General features: G+C 69.9%; 17 protein-coding genes. 10 read left to right on the forward strand and 7 right to left on the reverse strand.

All coding sequences use genetic code 11. The features are described 5' to 3' along the window. Window positions 1–248: 248 nt before the first annotated feature. Entirely contained in the window at window positions 249–1058 is an 810-nt protein-coding gene (locus IT780_RS20980) for a DUF881 domain-containing protein (protein ID WP_199513302.1), read from the reverse strand. A gap of 168 nt (window positions 1059–1226) precedes the next feature. Between IT780_RS20980 and IT780_RS20985 the strand changes: the two genes are divergently transcribed. After that, window positions 1227–1490 carry a cell division protein CrgA gene (locus tag IT780_RS20985; protein ID WP_199513303.1) on the forward strand — a complete coding sequence of 88 codons (264 nt, stop codon included), beginning with the start codon at window positions 1227–1229 and terminating at the stop codon, window positions 1488–1490. Window positions 1491–1768: 278 nt separating this feature from the next. Continuing rightward, the gene (locus IT780_RS20990; protein ID WP_199513304.1) at window positions 1769–3904 is read left to right on the forward strand and encodes a (Fe-S)-binding protein; all 2136 of its coding nucleotides are present in this window, start codon (window positions 1769–1771) and stop codon (window positions 3902–3904) included. On the opposite strand, the gene IT780_RS20995 is transcribed toward IT780_RS20990, so the two are convergent. After that, a complete protein-coding gene (locus tag IT780_RS20995) occupies window positions 3901–4551 on the reverse strand; it encodes a GOLPH3/VPS74 family protein (RefSeq protein ID WP_199513305.1) in 651 nt (216 codons plus the stop codon). The genes IT780_RS20990 and IT780_RS20995 overlap by 4 nt on opposite strands. Window positions 4552–4641: 90 nt before the next feature. On the opposite strand from IT780_RS20995, the gene IT780_RS21000 reads away from it, so the two are divergent. The 4 genes from IT780_RS21000 (at window position 4642) to IT780_RS21015 (ending at window position 9712) form a co-directional block, all read left to right on the forward strand. After that, window positions 4642–5973 (forward strand): hemolysin family protein, encoded by a 1332-nt coding sequence (locus tag IT780_RS21000; RefSeq protein WP_199513306.1) that lies wholly within the window; start codon window positions 4642–4644, stop codon window positions 5971–5973. Next, complete coding sequence (locus IT780_RS21005) at window positions 5966–6991, forward strand: hemolysin family protein (protein WP_199513307.1); 1026 nt, start codon at window positions 5966–5968, stop codon at window positions 6989–6991. The genes IT780_RS21000 and IT780_RS21005 overlap by 8 nt, the downstream gene beginning before the upstream one ends. Window positions 6992–7180: 189 nt before the next feature. After that, window positions 7181–8041, forward strand: coding sequence for a LamG-like jellyroll fold domain-containing protein (locus IT780_RS21010; protein ID WP_199513308.1), 861 nt, complete (start codon window positions 7181–7183; stop codon window positions 8039–8041). Window positions 8042–8092: 51 nt separating this feature from the next. Beyond that, entirely contained in the window at window positions 8093–9712 is a 1620-nt protein-coding gene (locus IT780_RS21015; RefSeq protein WP_199513309.1) for a hypothetical protein, read from the forward strand. A 73-nt stretch (window positions 9713–9785) separates the two neighbouring features. Here the strand turns inward: IT780_RS21015 and IT780_RS21020 are convergent, their stop codons facing one another. From IT780_RS21020 to IT780_RS21030, 3 genes are read right to left on the reverse strand one after another with little or no spacing between them, the layout of a single operon-like run. Continuing rightward, window positions 9786–10196, reverse strand: coding sequence for a VOC family protein (locus IT780_RS21020; protein WP_199513310.1), 411 nt, complete (start codon window positions 10194–10196; stop codon window positions 9786–9788). A 10-nt stretch (window positions 10197–10206) separates the two neighbouring features. After that, a complete protein-coding gene (locus IT780_RS21025; RefSeq protein ID WP_199513311.1) occupies window positions 10207–10626 on the reverse strand; it encodes a helix-turn-helix transcriptional regulator in 420 nt (139 codons plus the stop codon). A gap of 54 nt (window positions 10627–10680) precedes the next feature. Further along, on the reverse strand, window positions 10681–11460 hold the full coding sequence (locus tag IT780_RS21030; protein WP_199513312.1) for a helix-turn-helix transcriptional regulator: 780 nt from the start codon (window positions 11458–11460) through the stop codon (window positions 10681–10683). A gap of 83 nt (window positions 11461–11543) precedes the next feature. Here IT780_RS21030 and IT780_RS21035 point away from each other — a divergent pair, with 83 nt between their 5' ends. Then, window positions 11544–12581 (forward strand): zinc-binding dehydrogenase, encoded by a 1038-nt coding sequence (locus IT780_RS21035; protein ID WP_307831289.1) that lies wholly within the window; start codon window positions 11544–11546, stop codon window positions 12579–12581. A gap of 2 nt (window positions 12582–12583) precedes the next feature. On the opposite strand, the gene IT780_RS21040 is transcribed toward IT780_RS21035, so the two are convergent. Together IT780_RS21040 and IT780_RS21045 are read right to left on the reverse strand one after the other, a co-directional pair. Then, a complete protein-coding gene (locus IT780_RS21040) occupies window positions 12584–13879 on the reverse strand; it encodes a GAF domain-containing protein (protein WP_199513314.1) in 1296 nt (431 codons plus the stop codon). A gap of 434 nt (window positions 13880–14313) precedes the next feature. After that, on the reverse strand, window positions 14314–15882 hold the full coding sequence (locus IT780_RS21045) for an ROK family transcriptional regulator (RefSeq protein ID WP_199513315.1): 1569 nt from the start codon (window positions 15880–15882) through the stop codon (window positions 14314–14316). A gap of 168 nt (window positions 15883–16050) precedes the next feature. Here IT780_RS21045 and IT780_RS21050 point away from each other — a divergent pair, with 168 nt between their 5' ends. The 3 genes from IT780_RS21050 to IT780_RS21060 all read left to right on the forward strand — a co-directional run bounded on the left by IT780_RS21050 (window position 16051) and on the right by IT780_RS21060 (window position 18273). Further along, a complete protein-coding gene (locus tag IT780_RS21050; RefSeq protein WP_199513316.1) occupies window positions 16051–17490 on the forward strand; it encodes a hypothetical protein in 1440 nt (479 codons plus the stop codon). Window positions 17491–17656: 166 nt separating this feature from the next. After that, window positions 17657–17854 carry a hypothetical protein gene (locus IT780_RS21055; protein ID WP_199513454.1) on the forward strand — a complete coding sequence of 66 codons (198 nt, stop codon included), beginning with the start codon at window positions 17657–17659 and terminating at the stop codon, window positions 17852–17854. Then, window positions 17851–18273 (forward strand): tyrosine-type recombinase/integrase, encoded by a 423-nt coding sequence (locus IT780_RS21060; RefSeq protein ID WP_307831290.1) that lies wholly within the window; start codon window positions 17851–17853, stop codon window positions 18271–18273. The genes IT780_RS21055 and IT780_RS21060 overlap by 4 nt, the downstream gene beginning before the upstream one ends. The last annotated feature ends 92 nt before the right edge of the window (window positions 18274–18365 follow it).

Here is an 18365-nt window from a genome sequence, read left to right on the forward strand (position 1 = left end):
AGATGGCGGGGACGCGACAGGAGGCTGAGCCGGGACGGGAGGCGTCACGGGCCTCGCCGAGGGCGGGGCGGGGACCGCGGCGCCGGTGGCCGACGGCCAGGCCGGGTTCCCCAGCCCGACCGGGGGCTCGAGCGGCCCGCCCGGCACCCCGCCCGGCGTGGCGTCCGTGACGCGCGGGATGAAAGCGGTCTGCGCGTCGGTGTCGGGTGCGCGGTGCCGGCCCGAGTTGGGCGTCTCCGGGGCTGCCATTACTTCGTGACCTCGGCGGATCGGAGGTCACTCGACCCGTCGTACGCCCGCACAGTCACGTTCCTCTCGACGGTTTCCGTGTAGCCGAGGCCGAAGTCGGCGACCGCTGCCCGGAATTGCTGGACTCCCTCTGCGGACTCCAACGCTCGGTGCATCCCTGTGGGTTCGCCAATCGCCGTGATCTTGAATGGCGGCGAGAAGACCTGGCCGTGCAACAGCAGCGTATTGCCGACACAGCGTACCGCGCTGGTCGAAATGACGCGGACATCCATGATCGACATTGCCTCGGCCCCACCAGCCCAGAGGGCGTTCACGACCGCCTGGACGTCACCCTGGTGGACGACGAGATCATCGTTCTGGGGGACGTCGCCGCCGGTGTCGGTGGGCCGCCGCGACGAGTCGTTGAGGGTGACGGTGAGGCCCGGCCCGTGCAGCGCGGTGAAGCCGGCCGGCTCGCGCATCGCATCCGCCCGTTGCCGGGCCTCTTTGACCGGAGTGTCCACGTCGGCGAGGCGCGCGGCGTCCTGGTCGACGGTCGTACGCAGTCCCGCGGCCTGCTTCTCCCGCTGCTCGAGGCGCGTGCGCTTGTCGGCAATCAGCTGGGCCAGCTGCGGGCGCCGGTCGTCGCGCAGCGCCGTGCCGTCGGCCGTGGTGGCCGAGGTGGTGAAGAGGAGTCCGGCGGCCAGTGCGATCAGCGGTACGCCCACCGACCAGCCCCGTTGCCGTTGTCCGCGGCGCCGGGGGCGGAGTCCGCCGAGGGCCCGGCGCATGACAAGTCGCCACGAGGGCGTCCCCGTGGTGTACTCCACGTCGGTCTTCCTCCCCGGGATGTCCGAAAAACCCACCGGCGGGTGCCTGTGCGCGCGCCGCCTTGACTACGCTAGCTATCGAACAGTATTCGCCACGGGCAGCTTTCGGTGTCCCCGGAGCCGCTCAGGGGTGGGTTGTTCACCACTTGTTGCCCTCAGGAGAGCGCCGTGCCGAAGTCACAGGTTCGCAAGAAGAAGGTCTACACGCCGCCGACGGACATCCGTCCGGCAGCGACGGCCGCGTCCAAGAAGCCGAGTCCGGTGTGGCTGCCCGCCACGGCGGTCTTCTTGATCGTCTTCGGCATCGCCTGGCTGGTCGTGTACTACCTCTCCGAGCAGCAGTACCCGGTCGAGGCGTGGCACTACTGGAACCTGCTCGTCGGCTTCGGCTGCATGGTCGCCTCGCTGGCGATCCTGTCGCGCTGGCGCTGACGACCGCACGCCCGTCGGCCGTCGTCGCCCTCGAGGCGGTGGCGGTGCGTCGCCGTACCCTTCTGCGCTGCTCGCGGCCGTAACCGATGCCCGTGGGCGCAACCGGCCGTAAAGTCTGATCCGCGACCGCGCACCCTGCCGGCCTCCCGGCCGCGGGGTGCGCTTTCGGCTGATCGGGCCCGGTCGTCGCTGAGACGAACCCAACCGCGATCTGCGGCGCGCACACTGATTACTCGTGGGTAACATGGTCGCCACCCGACCGAGGAGGCACAACGCAGATGGGCATCGCGCAGATCGTCGCCACCGTCCTGGCGGGCGCCGTCACGCTCGTAGCGGTCGTCCTCGCGGTGCGTGCCGTCATGACGATGACCGCGGTGATCCGGCAGGGCCAGCCGGCGCCGGAGCGCTTCACGGACAAGGGCCCCCGGACCCGGACCATGCTGGTCGAGACGCTCGGGCACACCCGCATGCTGAAGTGGAGCACCGTCGGCGCCGCCCACTGGTTCGTGATGGTCTCCTTCATGATCCTGTTCCTGCTGGTGGTGGAGGCGTACTTCGAGGTCGTCGACCCCACCGGCGGCCTGCCGATCGTCGGCCACTGGACCGTGTACGGCCTGGTCACCGAGTGGGTCGCCGTGCTCGGCCTGCTCGGCATCCTGTACCTGATCTACCGGCGGCAGCGCGACCGGCGGGCCAAGCGCAGCCGGTTCCTGGGCTCGACGATGTGGCAGGGCTACTTCGTCGAGGCCGTCATCCTCGGCGTGCTGGTCTGCGGTTTCCTGATCCGCGGGTTCAAGGTCGCCAACGACACCTTCGAGTTCCCGGCCTGGGCCACCCCGGTCAGCCACGGCGTCGGCGCGCTGCTGCCGGCGGCCGAGGACGGCCCGACCTGGGTCGCGCTGGTCAAGCTGCTCATCTCGATGGCGTGGCTGATCACCATCGCGCTGAACGTGACGATGGGCGTGGCCTGGCACCGCTTCCTGGCCTTCTTCAACATCTTCTTCAAGCGCAACCCGGAGAAGCCGGCCGGCTCCGGCCTGGGCCCGCTGCGGCCGATGATGAGCGACGGCAAGCCGCTGGACTTCGAGGAGGCCGATCCGGAGAAGGACCAGTTCGGCGTCGCCCAGGTCGAGCAGTTCACCTGGAAGGGCCTGCTGGACTTCTCCACCTGTACGGAGTGCGGCCGCTGCCAGTCGCAGTGCCCGGCCTGGAACACGGCGAAGCCGCTGTCGCCCAAGCTGCTCGTGCTGTCGCTGCGTGACCACGCGTACGCGAAGGCGCCGTACCTGCTGGCCGGCGGTGGCAAGGACCTGACCGGCGAGGAGAAGGCGACCGAGGAGCAGCTGAAGGGCGTCGACGTGCTGGCGCTCGCGGAGGCCGACCGGCCGCTGATCGGCACCGAGGCGGAGAACGGCGTCATCGACCCGGACGTGCTGTGGAGCTGCACCACCTGCGGCGCCTGCGTCGAGCAGTGCCCGGTCGACATCGAGCACGTCGACCACATCGTCGACATGCGCCGCTACCAGGTGCTCATCGAGTCGAGCTTCCCCGCCGAGGCGGGCGTGATGCTGCGCAACCTCGAGAACAAGGGCAACCCCTGGGGCGCGCCGCAGAACACCCGCGAGGACTGGACCAAGGGCCTCGACTTCGAGATCAAGCGGGTCGGCGAGGACGACTTCGAGTACCTGTTCTGGGTCGGCTGCGCCGGCGCGTTCGAGGACCGGGCGAAGAAGACCACCCGCGCGGTCGCCACGCTGCTGCACGAGGCCGGCGTCGACTTCGCGATCCTCGGCGAGGGTGAGACCTGCACCGGCGACCCGGCCCGGCGCATCGGCAACGAGTTCGTCTTCCAGATGCTCGCGCAGCAGAACGTCGAGACGCTGACCGAGGCGAACGTCAAGAAGATCGTCGCCACCTGCCCGCACTGCTTCAACACGCTCGGCAACGAGTACGAGCAGCTGGGCCTCAAGGTCGAGGTCGTGCACCACACCCAGCTGCTCGCCCACCTGGTGAAGCAGGGCAAGCTCACCCCGGTCCAGCCGATCGAGGGTGACGTCACCTACCACGACCCCTGCTACCTGGGCCGGCACAACCGCGTCTTCGAGGCGCCCCGCGAGGTCCTCGGCGAGGCGGCCAACCTCATCGAGATGCCCCGCAACTCCGAACGTTCCTTCTGCTGCGGCGCCGGCGGCGCCCGCATGTGGATGGAGGAGAAGATCGGCAAGCGGATCAACGTGGAGCGCACCGAGGAGGCCCTCGCGACCGGCGCGAAGACCATCGCGGTCGGCTGCCCGTTCTGCTACACGATGATCGGCGACGGCGTCACCGGCAAGGGCGAGCAGGAGAACGTCGAGGTCATCGACGTGGCCAGCGTCCTGCTGCGCAGCATCAAGGGCGACAAGGCGCCCGCCTAGGACGCGGCCGCCGCGGCGACCGCGACCACCACCACCGCGGACTGGATCTCGTCGATCGTCTTCTTGACGGCCGCCGCGGCCCAGGCGCCCGCGGAGATCTCCTTCAGCCGGGCCTTGACCTGCTTGCGGTCCAGGCCGGCGAAGACCTTGCGGTCCAGGCTGGTCGCTGTCACCAGGGCGCACAGGGCCGCCGTACGCGGCTCCACCGGCCCCTGACCCGACACGGCCGCGAGCAGCCGCTGCCGGGCCTCCGACTCCTCCGCCGGCTCCACGCCGTCCCGGGCGGGATAGCGGGTACGCGGGAAGAACCGCAGCACCTTGCTCTCCTCGCGGGTGAGCACCTCCGCCTCGACGAGCCGGTCCAACGTCCGGCCGCGGGCGTCCTTGGCGAGCTTCGCCACCCAGTAGCCGGGCTTGCGGCCCTGCTCGTCGGCGGCGATCCGGGCCAGCGCCTCGTCGACCTGGGCATCGCCGGTGGGGCTCGGGTCGATGACGACGACCTTCTTGTCCACCACGTCGACGCGCTCGGCGAGGGCCAGCTCCAGCAGCAGCGCCCCGCCGAGGCCGTTGTCGAGGCTCGTACCGTCGGTGTCCTTCGACCCGTCGTCGCGGTACGCCAGCAATGCGAACTCCTCGGCCAGGTTCATGCCACGAAGGTAAACGGTGCGCGCACGAGCCACCGCGTGCATGTGCCCGATGCCCGGTTCCGGCACAATGAGGGCCGAGGTGAACCGATCATGGCCGGCCTGCTCCTGACCGCGGTGCTCCCGCTGGTGGCTTTCGCGCTGCTGACGGCGGGCAACGCCTTCTTCGTGGCGGCCGAGTTCGGGCTGGTCACCGTCGACCGGGTCGAGATCGACAAGCGGGCCGACGGCGGCGACCGCCGGGCCCGGACGGTGCGGCACGCGCTGCACGAGCTGTCCTTCCAGCTCTCGGGTACGCAGCTCGGCATCACGCTGACCACGCTGCTGACCGGCTACCTGGCCGAGCCCGCGCTGTCCCGGCTGTTCACGCCGATGATCGAGCACGTCGCCGGCGGGAGCACCGACACGATCACGCATCTGCTCGCGCTCGTGCTCGCCACCGTCCTGTCGATGCTCTTCGGTGAGCTCGTACCCAAGAACGCGGCCCTGGCCCGCCCGATGCGGGTCGCCCTCGCGACCGCGGCCCCGCTGCGGACCTTCTCGAAGCTGTTCGGCTGGCTCATCGGCGCGCTGAACGGCTCCGCCAACTGGCTGGTCCGCCGCCTCGGGATCGAACCGCAGGAGGAGCTCGCCAGCGCCCGCTCCCCTGAGGAGCTGGGCCTGCTCGCCGCGATCAGCGCCCGGGCGGGAGCGCTGCCGGCCGAGACGGCGACGCTGCTGCGCCGCACGATCCGCTTCGGCGAGAAACGCGCGGCCAAGGCGATGACCCCGCGCGTCGACGTGGTCGGCCTGAAGACCACCGCGAGCGTCGCGGACCTGATCAAGGTCGCGCGGGAGACCGGACACACCCGCTTCCCCGTGTACGAGTCGACGCTCGACCTCGTGATGGGGGTGGTCGGGGTGCCGGATGCGCTCGGCGTGCCACCGGACCGCCGAGCCTCCACGCCGGTGTCGGCCGTGGCCCGTGAACCGATCTACGTCCCGGAGAGCCTGGGCCTCGACAAGGTCCTCGCCGCCCTGCGCGAGGCGGACGCCGACCTGGCCATCGTGGTCGACGAGTACGGCGGCACGGACGGCGTCGTCACCGTCGAGGACCTCATCGAGGAGCTGGTCGGTGAGATCGCCGACGAGTACGACCTGGACGTCACCGAGGCCGCCAGCGAGGAGCTGACCGCGCCGGACGGCGGCCGGACGTTCCTGGTCGACGGGCTGCTGCGCGAGGACGAGGTGGTGGAACAGACCGGCTTCCGGCTGCCCGAGGGCCCGTACGAGACGCTCGCCGGCTTCCTGCTCGCCCGCCTTGGCCACATCCCGGTGCCGGGCGAGTCGCTCGAGGAGGACGGCTGGGAGTTCACCGTCATGGAGGTCGACCGGCACCGCGTCGAACAGGTACGCGTCGTGGCCCCGGAGCCGGCCGATGACTGAGCTCTTCGTGACAGTGGCACTGCTGCTGGGCAATGCGCTGTTCGTCGGCGGCGAGTTCGCGCTGATCGCGTCGCGGCGTACGGCCCTCGAACCGCTCGCCGCGACCTCCCGCCCGGCCCGCTGGGCGCTGTCCGCAATGAACCAGATCCCGCTCATGATCGCCGGGGCCCAGCTGGGCATCACGATCTGCTCGCTCGGCCTCGGCGCGATCGCCGAACCCGCGGTGGCCCACCTGCTCGAGGGCCCGTTCGCGGCGGCCCACCTGCCCGAGGGCGCGGTCCACCCGGTCGCCCTGGTGGTCGCGCTGGGCATTGTGGTCTTCCTGCACACGGTGGTCGGCGAGATGGTGCCGAAGAACATCACGCTGGCCGGCCCCGAGCGGTCCGCGCTCATCCTCGGCCCGTTCATGCTGGCCTTCTGCACGGCGACCCGCCCGATCCTGACGGCGATGCGCTGGGCGGCGCGTACGGTCCTCAGCCTGTGGAAGGTCGAGGCGACGGACGCGGTGAAGACCGTGTTCACGGCCGAGGAACTCGCCGGGATGGTCACCCAGGCCCGCTCGGAAGGCCTGCTCGGCACGGAACAGTACGAACGCATCCACGCCGCGCTGGGCCTCAACGAGCGGACCGCGGCGGACACCCTGCGCCCCTGGTCGGGCGTGACGACGGTGGCGGACGACGCGTCCCCGGCCACCATCGAGGCGCTGTCCACGCGCAGCGGACGCTCCCGGTTCCCGGTCGTGCAGCGTGAATCCCGGCGCGTGCTGGGCTTCGTACACGTCAAGGACGTCCTGGGTTACGAAGGCCCGCAGCGCCGCCTCCCGATCCCGGCGGAGATCATCCGCCCGCTCGCGGTGGTCCCGCCGGACCGCAACCTCGCCGACCTCCTCCTGACCATGCGCCGCGACCGGCGGCACATCGTGCTGGTGAGCGAGGGCAGGCGGCCGCTGGGGGTGATCGCGCTGGACGACGTGCTGCACGCGGTCGTGGGCGAGCCGGCCGGCCGGCCGGCGAGCTAGCGCGGCGGCCCTCCGGCCTCCGCCGCGACCCCGCCGCGCCCCCGCGTCTGCGCCCCGCCCGTGCCTGCGCCGCGTCGCCGAGGCGCGCGTGGCCGTTTGGCCGACCTCATTCGGGTGCTTTAGCCCATTTTTGCGCCGTCTCGGAGTTTGTAGTTAACAAGTCAACGCCCGGTTTTGGACAATAGCCGCATGTTCGACACCCGCCGGTCCTGGTTCACCCCCGTCGGCGCGCTGGCGGCCACCGCTGTCCTCGGTGCCGGCCTCCTGGCCGCCGCTCACTTCGCCCAGCGCAGCGACGCCGCCCCCCGGCTCACCCCGCTCGTGCTGCCGCGAGCGTCGGCCGGCGCGCTGCCCGTGGCCGGCTCCGGCCTCGAGACGCCACCCGACCCGGGTCGAATCGGCGTCGCGGCGGCGCCCGTGACCGTCCGCTACACGTTCGACGGTGGCGTGACCGAGCCGATCACGGATGTCCACGGCGGCTTCGAACTGCGCGCCCTCGGTCAGAACGGCGGCTCGCTGGAGCTCGTACCCCAGGGCGCGGGTCTCGCGGTCCGGTACCCAGCCCGGTGCACGCTGCCCCGCGAGCGCGACTGCCCCCGCGCGATCCTCGAGGGCACGCGCGACGACAGCCTCAACCCGGGCACCCGGCCCATGCAGTACGGCGCCTCGATCCTCATGACCCACCGTGACCTGGCGGATGGCGCGAACGTGGTGCAGAAGGGCTACTCGGTCGGCGGCGTCAGCCAGTTCAAGCTGCAGGTCGATCACCGCGAGGGGCACCCCAGCTGCGTCATCGCCGGCCGTACGCGCATCTACCGGGCCGAGCCGCCGGTCGACGTGGCCGACGGCAACTGGCATGACGTGCTCTGCAGCCGTACGGGCAATCGCCTGGCCATCAGCATCGACGGCGTCGAGCGGGCGTCCGTACCGGTGCCGGCGACGCTGTCGATCGCCAACGCCGAGCCGTTGCGGGTCGGCGGCAAGGGCCCCAACCACGGCAACGACCAGTACGCGGGCCAGATCGACAACGTCTTCCTGACCATCGGCTGAGGTGACCGGAACGGGGCAGCCGGAAATGCGGCGCGATGGTAAAAAGCGTTCATGTTTCTTCGCGCTCCCCGCGCACTGCTCCGCGGGGCACTGACGCTCGCCCTGGCGGCGGCCGCCACGGTTGCCGGATCCGCGGTCGCCCAGGCGGCGGCTCCCCAGCTCGCCCTGTCCGCCCTGACGTGGGAACAGTCCTCTGTGGACGTCACCACGGACTACGCCGCCAACAAGCTGACCTGGACGGTCACGAACTCGGACCCCGCCGCCGACTCCGTGCACGGCACCGTGACGATGCGCATGCGCAGCTCCGTGACCGGCGCGCTCGTCGGGCACGACTGGGTGGCACGCTACGAATACGGCCAGACCTGCTGCAGCGACGCCGAATACGTCTCGGGTACGCCGCAGGAGTCCACGTACCAGTTCTACCTCCCGGTCCGGCGGTATTCCGACGCCGCCACGACGACCTGGGAGGTCACCAAGGTCACGATGGAGTCCGACGACGCCTCGACTGCCGTCTCCGGTGCCCGGCTGCAGTCCTTCGGGTACGCGTTCAGCGCCCGTACGCTGATCGACTCCTCCGGCCCGACGGTGGACTCCATCAGCCTCGGCGGTTCGCGGAAGCCGTACCTCTACGTGGGTGACCGCTCGGCCACCGCCTCCTTCGACTTCACCGTCCAGGACGGACAGTCGGGGTTCTGGAAGGGCAAGATCAAGCTGGCCGGTCCCGGCGGCCAGAGCATCACGACCTCGTTCACCTGGGAGCGTGAGGACTACAGCACCGGATTCCGCTGCGGCTCCGTCAGCGGCGGCGACCGCGACGGTACGTACATGCCCTGCTCGATCGGCGTGACCCTCCCCGCGGGTGCGGCCGCCGGTAGCTGGCGCGTGGCATCGCTCGTGCTGCAGAACAACGCCGGCGGGCAGACGACGTCGAAGAACCCGACCGCGCCGTCGATCACGGTGACGTCGAACGCGGCCGTGCGGGCCGACGACTTCACGATCAGCCCCAACCCGGTGGACAACTGGCGCGACTCCGCGAAGACGGACCTGTCCATGTCGGTGACTGGAGCGCGCAAGGGCGTCTCGGCCGTCCGCGTCGACTTCGAGTACGGCGGGTGCTACGCCTCCGACGACCCGATCGTCAAGGACGGCCGTATCGCGGTCGCGGTCACGATGTACCGCCAGACCGAGCGGTGCAGGGTCGAGGGCATCGCGGTCGTCGACGGCAGCGGCGCCGTCGCGCTGTACGGCCCGGCGTACGCGGCGCCCGACCCGGGCCTGACCGTGAACCGCCTGCCGAGCACCACCGCCCCGGTCGTCCTCGGCGCGAGCCTCGATCCGGTGACGCTGACGCAGAGCGAGGCGAGTTACCGGTCGCCGACCCTGACGATCCGGGCCGCGGTGCAGACGGCACCGGTCGACGGCATCAGCGTCTACCTGTACGACGCCGACGGCGAGGTGGCATCCCAGTCGTTCGGTGGCACCAGCCAGGCCGAGGACGGCACAGTGACGAACTGGGTGTACCTGCCCTGGGACATCAAGCCGGGGCGCTACACCGTGGGCTTCGGCCTGGACGACGCTGCGGGCCTGAGCAGCTACTGGGACATGCCGGACCGGTCCGACAGCCGCGCGCTGCCCGGTGGCCCGCTGGTTCTGACGATCACCGAGGACTGAGCGGCCGCCGGCACGCCCGTTCGTCGGTTCACGGGGCGAGTCACCTGCGTGGTGCCTCGCCCCGGCGGGCCTCCTAGCCCTTCGCGCGCTGGTTGATGCGCACCTGATTGCCGGCCGGGTCGCGGAAGGCGCAGTCGCGGGTCCCGTACGGCTGGTCCATCGGCTCCTGCAGCACCTCGGCGCCGGTCGCGCGTACCGACTCGAACGTGTCGTCGACGCTGTCGGTCTCGAGGACCAGCCCGGACAGCGACCCCTTGGCCAGCAGCTCCCGCAGCGCCTGCGCGTCATCGGCGGGCCGGGCCACCCCCGCGGTCTGCAACACGATGCCGAGCGCGGGTTGCGACGGCGGCCCGACGGTCAGCCAGCGCGCGCCCTCCATGGAGACGTCCTGGCGTACCTCGAAGCCCAGGGCGTCGCGGTAGAAGGCCAGCGCGGCCTCGTGGTCGTCGACTTCCAGGAACGTGTACTTCAGCGAAAGATCCATGCCCGGAACGCTACGAGGCGGGGCTGACCTGCGCTTCTCGAAATCTGCTCGGCCTCGTGACGAGTTTCGCCCAGCAGCCGGGGATGGGCGCGAGCTCGTCGTGGTCCCGCGCCCGGTACGCGCTCGGGCTCTCCCCGACGAGCTCGGTGAACCGGGTGCTGAACGATCCGAGCGACGTACAGCCGACGGCCATGCACACGTCGGTGACGCTCATGTCGCCCCGCCGCAGCAGCGTCTTGGCGCGCTCGATCCGCCGGGTCATCAGATAGCTGTACGGCGACTCCCCGTACGCGGCGCGGAACTGTCGGGAGAAGTGCGCCGGAGACATGTACGCGGCCCGGGCCAGCGCGGGAACGTCCAGCGGCCGCGCGTACTCCCGGTCGATCAGGTCCCGCGCCCGCCGCAGGTGCTTGAGCTCCTCGGGCTTCACCCGACCAGCATAGGTGCCGGAGGCGGCCGCTCGGCGCGTCGTTTCAGCCGGCGGCTAGCTTGCGGCTTCGCCGGGCCGGCCTGGGAGGTGGTAGACGACCAGCGTCTGCTCGGGCCGCTCGGCGACGTGGAACGCAGCGTGCGACACGGTGATGACGCCCAGCCGCGGGTGCCGGAAGCGCTTGTGGCCCGCGTGGCTGAACTGGATGTCGTACCGCGGCCACCACTCGCGTACCTCGGGGCTGGCCGCGGTCAGCTCGTTCACGAGCCGGGTCACGCGAGGGTGGCCGGGGTGCCGCCCCGCGATGGCGCGCAACCGAGCCAGGAGGTTCCGGGCCTCGGCCTCCCAGTCGACCAGCACGTGCCGGGCAGCGGGCTCGGTGAACATCCAGCGCACGACGTTGCCGCCCGGTTCCATGGCTTGGAACAGTTCCGCGGCGGCGGCGTTGTGCGCGAGGACGTCGTAACAGATGCCCGTGACGTACGCGGGATTGTCGCCCAGCAACGCGGGGACGCCGGCGACCTCGGGCGCCACCTCCTCGGGGACGTCCTCCGCGGGCACCGCCCCTCCACCGGCGAGACGGCGCAGGTGCTCCCGCTCGGCGCTCGTCAGCCGCAGCGCCCGGGCCAACGCGTCCAGCACCTGGCCGGAAGGGCGTACGTCGCGGCCCTGCTCGAGGTAGGTGAGCCAGGTGGCGCTGATGCCGGCCAGCAGCGCCAGCTCCTCCCGGCGCAGCCCGGGCGTGCGGCGGCGCCCGGTGGCGGGGAGCCCGGCGTCGACCGGCGTCATCCGTTCCCGGCGGCTGCGCAGGAACGTCCCGAGTTCGGCGCTCACCCTAGAACCTCCAGTACCAGAATAAAGCGATTCTGGATACCAGTCTAAGACGGCGCGAGGCTTGTCCCATGCGAGCTTGGACTGTGGCTGAACACGACGACGACGTACGCCTCTCCGAGGTGCCGACGCCCACGCTGCGAGGTGGCGGTGTGGTCGTGGAGGTGCTCGCCGCGCACCTGCCGGCGTACACGAAAATGGTGGTCAAGGGCAACCGCGGCGCCCTGCCGGTCCCCCTGATCCTGGGCCCCTCGTGCGTCGGGCGCGTCACCGACGTCGCGCCCGACGTCTTCCATGTCGCCCCGGGCGACATCGTTCTGGACACCGCGCTGCTCGACGCCGGCGGCGACGACCAGATCCTGGTCGGCTGGGTCGGCCTGGGCGGTCCGGGCGGCGGAAGCGACCGTACGGATCACATGCGTACGGTGTGGCACGACGGCGTCTTCGCGGAGCAGGCCCTGTGCGCCAAGGAGACGATGGTCAAGCTGCCCGGCGCCGAACACCACCCGGAGCCGGCACACCTGGCGTTCCTCCCGTGGCTGTGCATCGCCGCGTCCGGCCTGCACACGGCAGGTCCCCTGGCCGGCCGCGACGTCGCGGTGATCGGCGCAACCGGCCAGCTGGGCGGCGCGGCGGTGCTGGTGGCGCTCGCCGAGGGAGCGGCGACGGTGACCGCGGTGGGCCGCAACAAGGCGGCGCTCGACCGGCTGGCCGAGCTGGGCCCCCGCGTACGCACCCATCAGCTGACCGGCGACCGCGCGACGGACGCGGCGGGAATCGGCCCGGTCGACGTGGCGCTGGACGCTCTCGGCGCCACCCCGACGGCGGACGCCACCATGGCCGCCTACGACAGCCTCCGCCGCGGCGGCTCACTCACGCTGATCGGCGGCGTACGCCAGAACCTCACCATCCCGTACGGCGACCTCATGCATCGCAGGCTCACCGTTCGCGGCTCCTGGATGAGCGACAACGAGACCGTGGCCACGGTGTGGAACCTGGTCCGCTCGGGGCTGCTGGACCTGTCCGCCGTGGAGCTGCTGACGGTAGGTCTGGACGACCCGGCGGCGGCCCTCGACCTGGCGGAGCGTACGACGGGCCTCAGCTTCGTAGCCCTCGTCCCCTGACCTCAGGCCCGGTTGCGGTACGCGGCCAGGCCGCCGAGCTCCTCGCTGGCGATGAACACCGAGCGGACGTTGATGATGGCCTCCTCGACGTGCGCGGGGCAGCCCCACGCCGAATCGCCCCACGAGTCCGCGATCTTGATCTCGGCCGGCGCGGTGCACCCCGGCGCGCCGCCGAGCTGGCAGTGCTCGGGATGCGGCATGGCGGCCTGCGCGGCCGCGGCGGTGCGCATCTGGGCAGCGATCTCCGCGGCCGCGGCCGCCCGCTCCTCGGCCTGGGCCCGCAGGTGCTGCTCCGCGCGTACGGCCTTGGCCAGCTCCTCGTGGGCCTGCTTGGCGCGGGCCTCGGCGGCGGCCCTCGCCTGGTCGATGTGGTGGCGTTCGATGGCCAGCGCCGCGGTGCCGGCGAACACCCGGATCAGGGCGAGGTCGGTGTCCTGCGGGACACGCGGGGTGCGGTGGTACATGGCGAAGGTGCCGAGCAGCTCGCCGTCGCGGGCCAGGATCGGCACGGACCAGCAGGCGGCGAGCCCGGCCCGGCCGGCCAGCTCCCGGAAGTCGGCCCAGAAGGGATCCGTGGCGATGTCGGTGACGATGACGGGCTCCCGCCGGTGGGCGGCGGTGCCGCAGGAGCCGACGCCCTCGCCGGTCGCGATCCCGTCGATGGCCTCGTTGTAGAAGCCGGGAAGGCTCGGAGCGGCACCGTGGCGCAGGTGCCGGCCGTCGGGGTCGGCGAGCAGCACGGAAACCAGGATCTCCTCGGGCGCCAGCTCCTCGATGCAGCGCGCCATCCCGTCGAGCACCTCGCCCAGGGGCGCCTGACGCGCGATCTGCTCCAGCACGGCCCGCTGCCCCGCCATCAGCCGCTGAGCCTGCTTGACCTGCGTGGTCTCGACGCCCAGCATCCGAATCCCCACCACGGCCCCGTCGGCATCCCGGCGCGGTTCGTAGGTGAAGTCGAAGTACACCTCCCGGGCGTGCGCTCCCGCCCCCAGCACGGCCCGGGCATCGCGGCCGGTGTACGCCTCACCCGTGCGGTAGACCTGGTCCAGCAGCTCGGTGAACCCTTGACTGGCCAGCTCGGGCACCAGCTCGGCGACCGGAACCCCGGTGCGGGCCCGATCCTCGCCGATGGTGGCGAAGAACGCGGGGTTCGCCGCCTCCAGCACATGCGCCGGCCCCGCGAGCGAGGCGAAAACGGCGGTGGACTGCCCGAACAACGCCCGCAGATCAGCCTCCGCCGCCTGCCCGACTGCGGCCGAGCCCACGCCAGTCGGCCGCTGGTCCGGTACCGCTGTCATGGTCTTGCCTCTCGTCCATTCGTGCTGGGCTGATCGCCGGACCACCGGCATGGGCGGCGCAAGCGCGACCGTGCCGGCATGCGAGCTTGCGCCCACCGGCCAAGTCGTGAGGCACTCTATGCCGTATAACCGACAACGGCACGGGCATCCCGCCGCCGACCCTCCACGCTGTCACGGCCGGTCTAGCCACCGAACGCCAGGCATCGAAGGCCCAACCCAGCCCGCGCCGGTGACGATGGTCTCCAGGTACGTCTCCCCGACAAGTTGTAGCCGTACAACGTGACCTCGTCATCACCGCGACCAGCTCCAGATGACTCTAAACGTCCCGGTCCGATCACTCGTCGCGTACATCCCCGGCCAGCCAGGGGGTCACCGGGCCTACCTCGCCTTCGCCGTCCTCCGCCTCCCGGGCGGCGAGCAGGGAACGTTCCACGTCACACCCGAAGTGCTACAGCGGCCGCGGCGCGTGCACCGTCAAGTGCGTCGTAAATCTTCGGGACGATGGCGAACCGGTCGGCGGGTGGCAGGTTCGCGTCGCGCGCGGCGCGGACCGCGGACATGAAGATGGCGGCCGACATGCATCCGTTCTCGTGCATCAACTCGCTCGGTCCGTAGACGACGACTTGCTCTGGGTCCACGGTGATGGACAACGTGCACAGGCCCTGTCCTAGCGCCGTTCCAGCCCGCTCGAGTGCCCGGAGCGCCGCCTTGTCCCGTTTTTCGGCGTGCTCAGCCAGTTCCGCCAGGCTCGATATCGACGTGCCCTGGTCGAATTCCCGCATCAGCTCCAGGATGGACTGCGGAGCGGCCAGGCTTTCCAGACACCCCTTCCTGCCACAGCGACAGGGGATGCCCTCGGGCTGGACGATCATGTGTCCGATCTCGCCGGCTGCGCCGTGCCAGCCTCGGATCAGCTGTTTACCCACGACGATCCCGCAACCGACGCCATCATCCAGGACGACCGTCGCCGCACACCTCATGCCCCGATTTGACCCGAACTTGTGTTCGTAGATGGCCAACGCGTTGGCGTCGTTCTCCACGACGACCCGCAGGCCCGTGCGCTCCTCAAGATTGGCGGCTAGTGCCAGCGACACCCTGGGTCCCCTCGAGCCCTGCGGGGACCAGGCCACGGTGCCTGCGCGTACGTCGACCGGACCGTCGATCTCCACCCCGGCGACGAGGTCGTTCTCCGTTCCCGGCGTACCGCGCTGGAGGCGACGAATGACGTCGACAATGGCGGAGCTGAGGCAGGCAGGGTCGCTCGGATTCGTCAGATTCTGGGTAGCTTCCTGTTGAACCGTGCACCGGCCGTCCGTGCGTACACCAACGATGCGATGGGAACGCGCCCGCACGCCGTACGCGGTCGTATCTGCTGACGGCGGATTCACGACGGGCTCCACTGTGTCCCGCGCGCTGGAGGGAATCCATCCCGACTCCGTCAGGCAGCCGTAGCCGCGCGGCGTAATGTCCCAAGCATTGCGCCGCCAGTCCCGGCGCGCCCACACGAGGCCGGCTGCTCGGAGTCGCCGACCCACGCGACTGACTTCCGTCTCGTTGATTCTCAATTCCGCCGCTAGTTCTTTGTTCGACATCCCTGGGAACTCGCCTACGGTCTCCAGGAAACGGTATGAATGGCCCGATGCGGGACCCAGTTGGTGGACGGACGGCAGCCGACGGATCGCCCAGTACGCCGCGTCCACGAGCCCGAGGATCCTGCCCCGGTGCTGAGCGGCAGGTCCGGTCTCCGCGGACTCGTAGCGACGCAGCAACCAGTGCAATCCGTCGCGGGCCGCCTCAAGAGCTTCTTTGTCGGCTGACAATGAGGCGTCGGTGACGAGCATCCCCCAGGCGCTGAAATCCCCCTCGGTCAACTCGCTCTGCGCATCGAGTTCGTCCCGTAACGCAGCTATCGTAGCCAGTCGAGTGCCTCTGTCCGGTTCTCGCCGCCTCGCTGCATTTTCAGCATCCCGCAGGACACGGCCTGTGATTTCATCGTTGGGCACGGCCGCTCACCTCTTCCCCGGCGGCAGTGCGCCGCCTTAGCCAAGTGAACGCCAAGTGATGGCCTCAGTCAGCCGCTCGGTGAGTTTCATCGGTTCACTCCATCGGATCCACGCTTACCCCGTAGGGTTGTGTCGGCTTCGCGATCTAAGCGGAAGCGGGGGGCGGGTATGCTCGATACGGAGCTGACACAGGTACCCGGCGAGTTGTTGCATTGGCAGGACGCCGCGCATCTCTTCATGCAGCTGTACGACATGCTCGACGAAGAGATCTTTCACGATGGAAGAGCCTCTCGGTGGAGCGCCGAGCCGGAGTTCAGAAACACTGTCGCCGAGGTCGAGGAGCACCTTCTTCACTATGGGTATGTGGCGCAAGTGTCTCCTGGGGCCACGGTCAACACAGTGGACCAGTACCTGCTCCTAGCGACGGTCCGTGGGATTGACGGCGCGCTATGGCATGCTAATCCGTTCGCCAACGCCTACGAGTCGGGCCGGCTGACCGAAATCGCCATTCGCTATGCCCGCACGGGCGCCTTCAATGATCCGCAATGCGTTGACGGCCTGCTCCTGCCGCGCTGCGCCATGCCAGGACGTCCGCTTGGTTCGGGGCGGAAAGAGGACTTCTTCTCGGTTCACCGAGTGTCAGCCGAGGTGGCGCGCCATGTATGCCATTCTCGACTCCCCGCGTCCCACGAGCCGTTCAGCCCAGGGGCGGAACTCCTGGTGGCGTGCGCCCCTTTCATGGACAGCTTTGAGGAGATGGGGCTGTCGGTGGATCTCGAACATGGACCCGCGTCCTACGGCTTCGCGCCACGATACAGCGACGCGCTCGTCGAGAGAATCCGCACCGTGGTCCGAAAGATGGACGATGCCGGCGCACACATCGGAATGATTCCGGAAGGCTCGCTGTCCCGCGAAATTCTCGAGGCATGGCGAAAGGTCGCGAAGGATACGGCGACGCCCTCCTCATCGCTGCGCTGGATCCTCGTCGGCAGCGGCCCTTGCCACCCGTCGTATCCGCCGCCGAATCGCGCCGTCCTGATCGACCGGATCAGCGGCGAAGTCGTGATGACCCAGGACAAGATGGCCCGGTTCACCATCACTCGTAGTCAAGCACGCGAGTGGGAGGTGCCCTGGGATCCGGCCATCGGCCGGGTGGTGGAAGGCATCCGGGTCGGCTCCGTTCTCGAGATGAGGGACTCGATAGTCGGGAGACTGATCATCGCGATCTGTGAGGACCTCGCCCAGCGAATGTCATGGAGCCGGGAAGCGGCGGCGTTCGGCGTCTCCCACATTCTCGTGCCGATCTTCTCGAAGCCCATCATCGAGTTTCACTGGGAGCAGCAGTCCGCCGTGCAGCTGGTCACTGATCTGGGCGCGTGGGTCGTCGTCGCCAATAGCCTGACTATCGCAAGGGAAACCGCCCACGGTGAAGGTGGGACATGCGCCATCTTCGGCCCCGGCGACCCTGACCGCGAAGAGTGGCACCGTTGCATCCCCGAGTTCGGCACATCGGATGAGGTCGATGCTCTGGGGCGGACGAGTTCGGGCAGCCTACCCAGCATACGTTCCGGTCTCCTGCCCGCATCCTGGTGCGATGTGGGGGGATAAGCCTATGCGGTCAGGATCAGCTTGTTTCGAGCCCCTTGCGATCGCGCCATGCTGGTGGTTCGACTGTGTCGTGCCGGGGCCGGCGGCCCAGCGGTAGTCGCTCTGCTGCGCGTCGGCATCGAGGATCTTGCCGCGGCTCGGTGGCACTGATCGCTAACTCGCGCTGATGACCGACATTTCCGAGGCGGTAGTGGCGGTTGATGACTACGCCGTTGGGAGGGCGCCGCTGAGAAGACGACGGGCCTCGCTGTACGACGAACTCGCTGGGGGGTACGTGGAGAATCACCAGATCAAGGCCGCGCTGCACGCTTGGCAAACAGAGCAGGGCGAGTCTGCCCACGGCCTGCCCAGCAGACTACGGTGACCCGGCTGGTGTTCATCCCGGACGCGGTACGGCACCTCGCCGAGTTCACCGGCGGTCGCCCGGACTCGCTGCTGTTCGTCGGACCGAAGAAAGGGCCGCTGCGCCGATCGAACTTCCAGGAGCACTGGCGCGCGGCCATCGAGAAAGCCGGCGTGCCCGGTCTGCACTTCCACGACCTCCGGCACACGGGGAACACCTGGGCGGCTGAGACCGGGGCAACGCTGCGAGACCTGATGGACCGGATGGGTCACTCGACCACGCGGGCCGCGCTGATTTACCTGCACAAGAAGGCTGGCCGGGACAGGAAGATCGCCGACGCGCTCGGCAAGCTGGTGAAGGACGCGCGGGGCACGCAGGCGGAGGGCACGGAAGGGCACGCGAGTCCGGAGGGGCACGCAGGGGGCACGGCCGCCGAATAGAGATCAGATAAGACGAAGGCCCAGGTCGCGGATCATGCCGCTGGCCTGGGCCTCAGTCGTTGGAGCGGGTGACGGGAATCGAACCCGCACTG

It is taken from the genome of Nucisporomicrobium flavum (assembly GCF_016464385.1).
Classification (GTDB): domain Bacteria; phylum Actinomycetota; class Actinomycetes; order Mycobacteriales; family Micromonosporaceae; genus Actinoplanes; species Actinoplanes flavus_A.

Bases quoted from the DNA above. Each gene is read 5' to 3' on its own strand.
- IT780_RS21050 (WP_199513316.1), top strand. From the start codon at position 16,051: ATGCTCGATACGGAGCTGACACAGGTACCCGGCGAGTTGTTGCATTGG.
- IT780_RS21015 (WP_199513309.1), top strand. From the start codon at position 8,093: ATGTTTCTTCGCGCTCCCCGCGCACTGCTCCGCGGGGCACTGACGCTC.
- IT780_RS20995 (WP_199513305.1), bottom strand. From the start codon at position 4,551: ATGAACCTGGCCGAGGAGTTCGCATTGCTGGCGTACCGCGACGACGGG.
- IT780_RS20990 (WP_199513304.1), top strand. From the start codon at position 1,769: ATGGGCATCGCGCAGATCGTCGCCACCGTCCTGGCGGGCGCCGTCACG.
- IT780_RS21005 (WP_199513307.1), top strand. From the start codon at position 5,966: ATGACTGAGCTCTTCGTGACAGTGGCACTGCTGCTGGGCAATGCGCTG.
- IT780_RS21000 (WP_199513306.1), top strand. From the start codon at position 4,642: ATGGCCGGCCTGCTCCTGACCGCGGTGCTCCCGCTGGTGGCTTTCGCG.
- IT780_RS21055 (WP_199513454.1), top strand. From the start codon at position 17,657: ATGACCGACATTTCCGAGGCGGTAGTGGCGGTTGATGACTACGCCGTT.
- IT780_RS21010 (WP_199513308.1), top strand. From the start codon at position 7,181: ATGTTCGACACCCGCCGGTCCTGGTTCACCCCCGTCGGCGCGCTGGCG.
- IT780_RS21040 (WP_199513314.1), bottom strand. From the start codon at position 13,879: ATGACAGCGGTACCGGACCAGCGGCCGACTGGCGTGGGCTCGGCCGCA.
- IT780_RS21020 (WP_199513310.1), bottom strand. From the start codon at position 10,196: ATGGATCTTTCGCTGAAGTACACGTTCCTGGAAGTCGACGACCACGAG.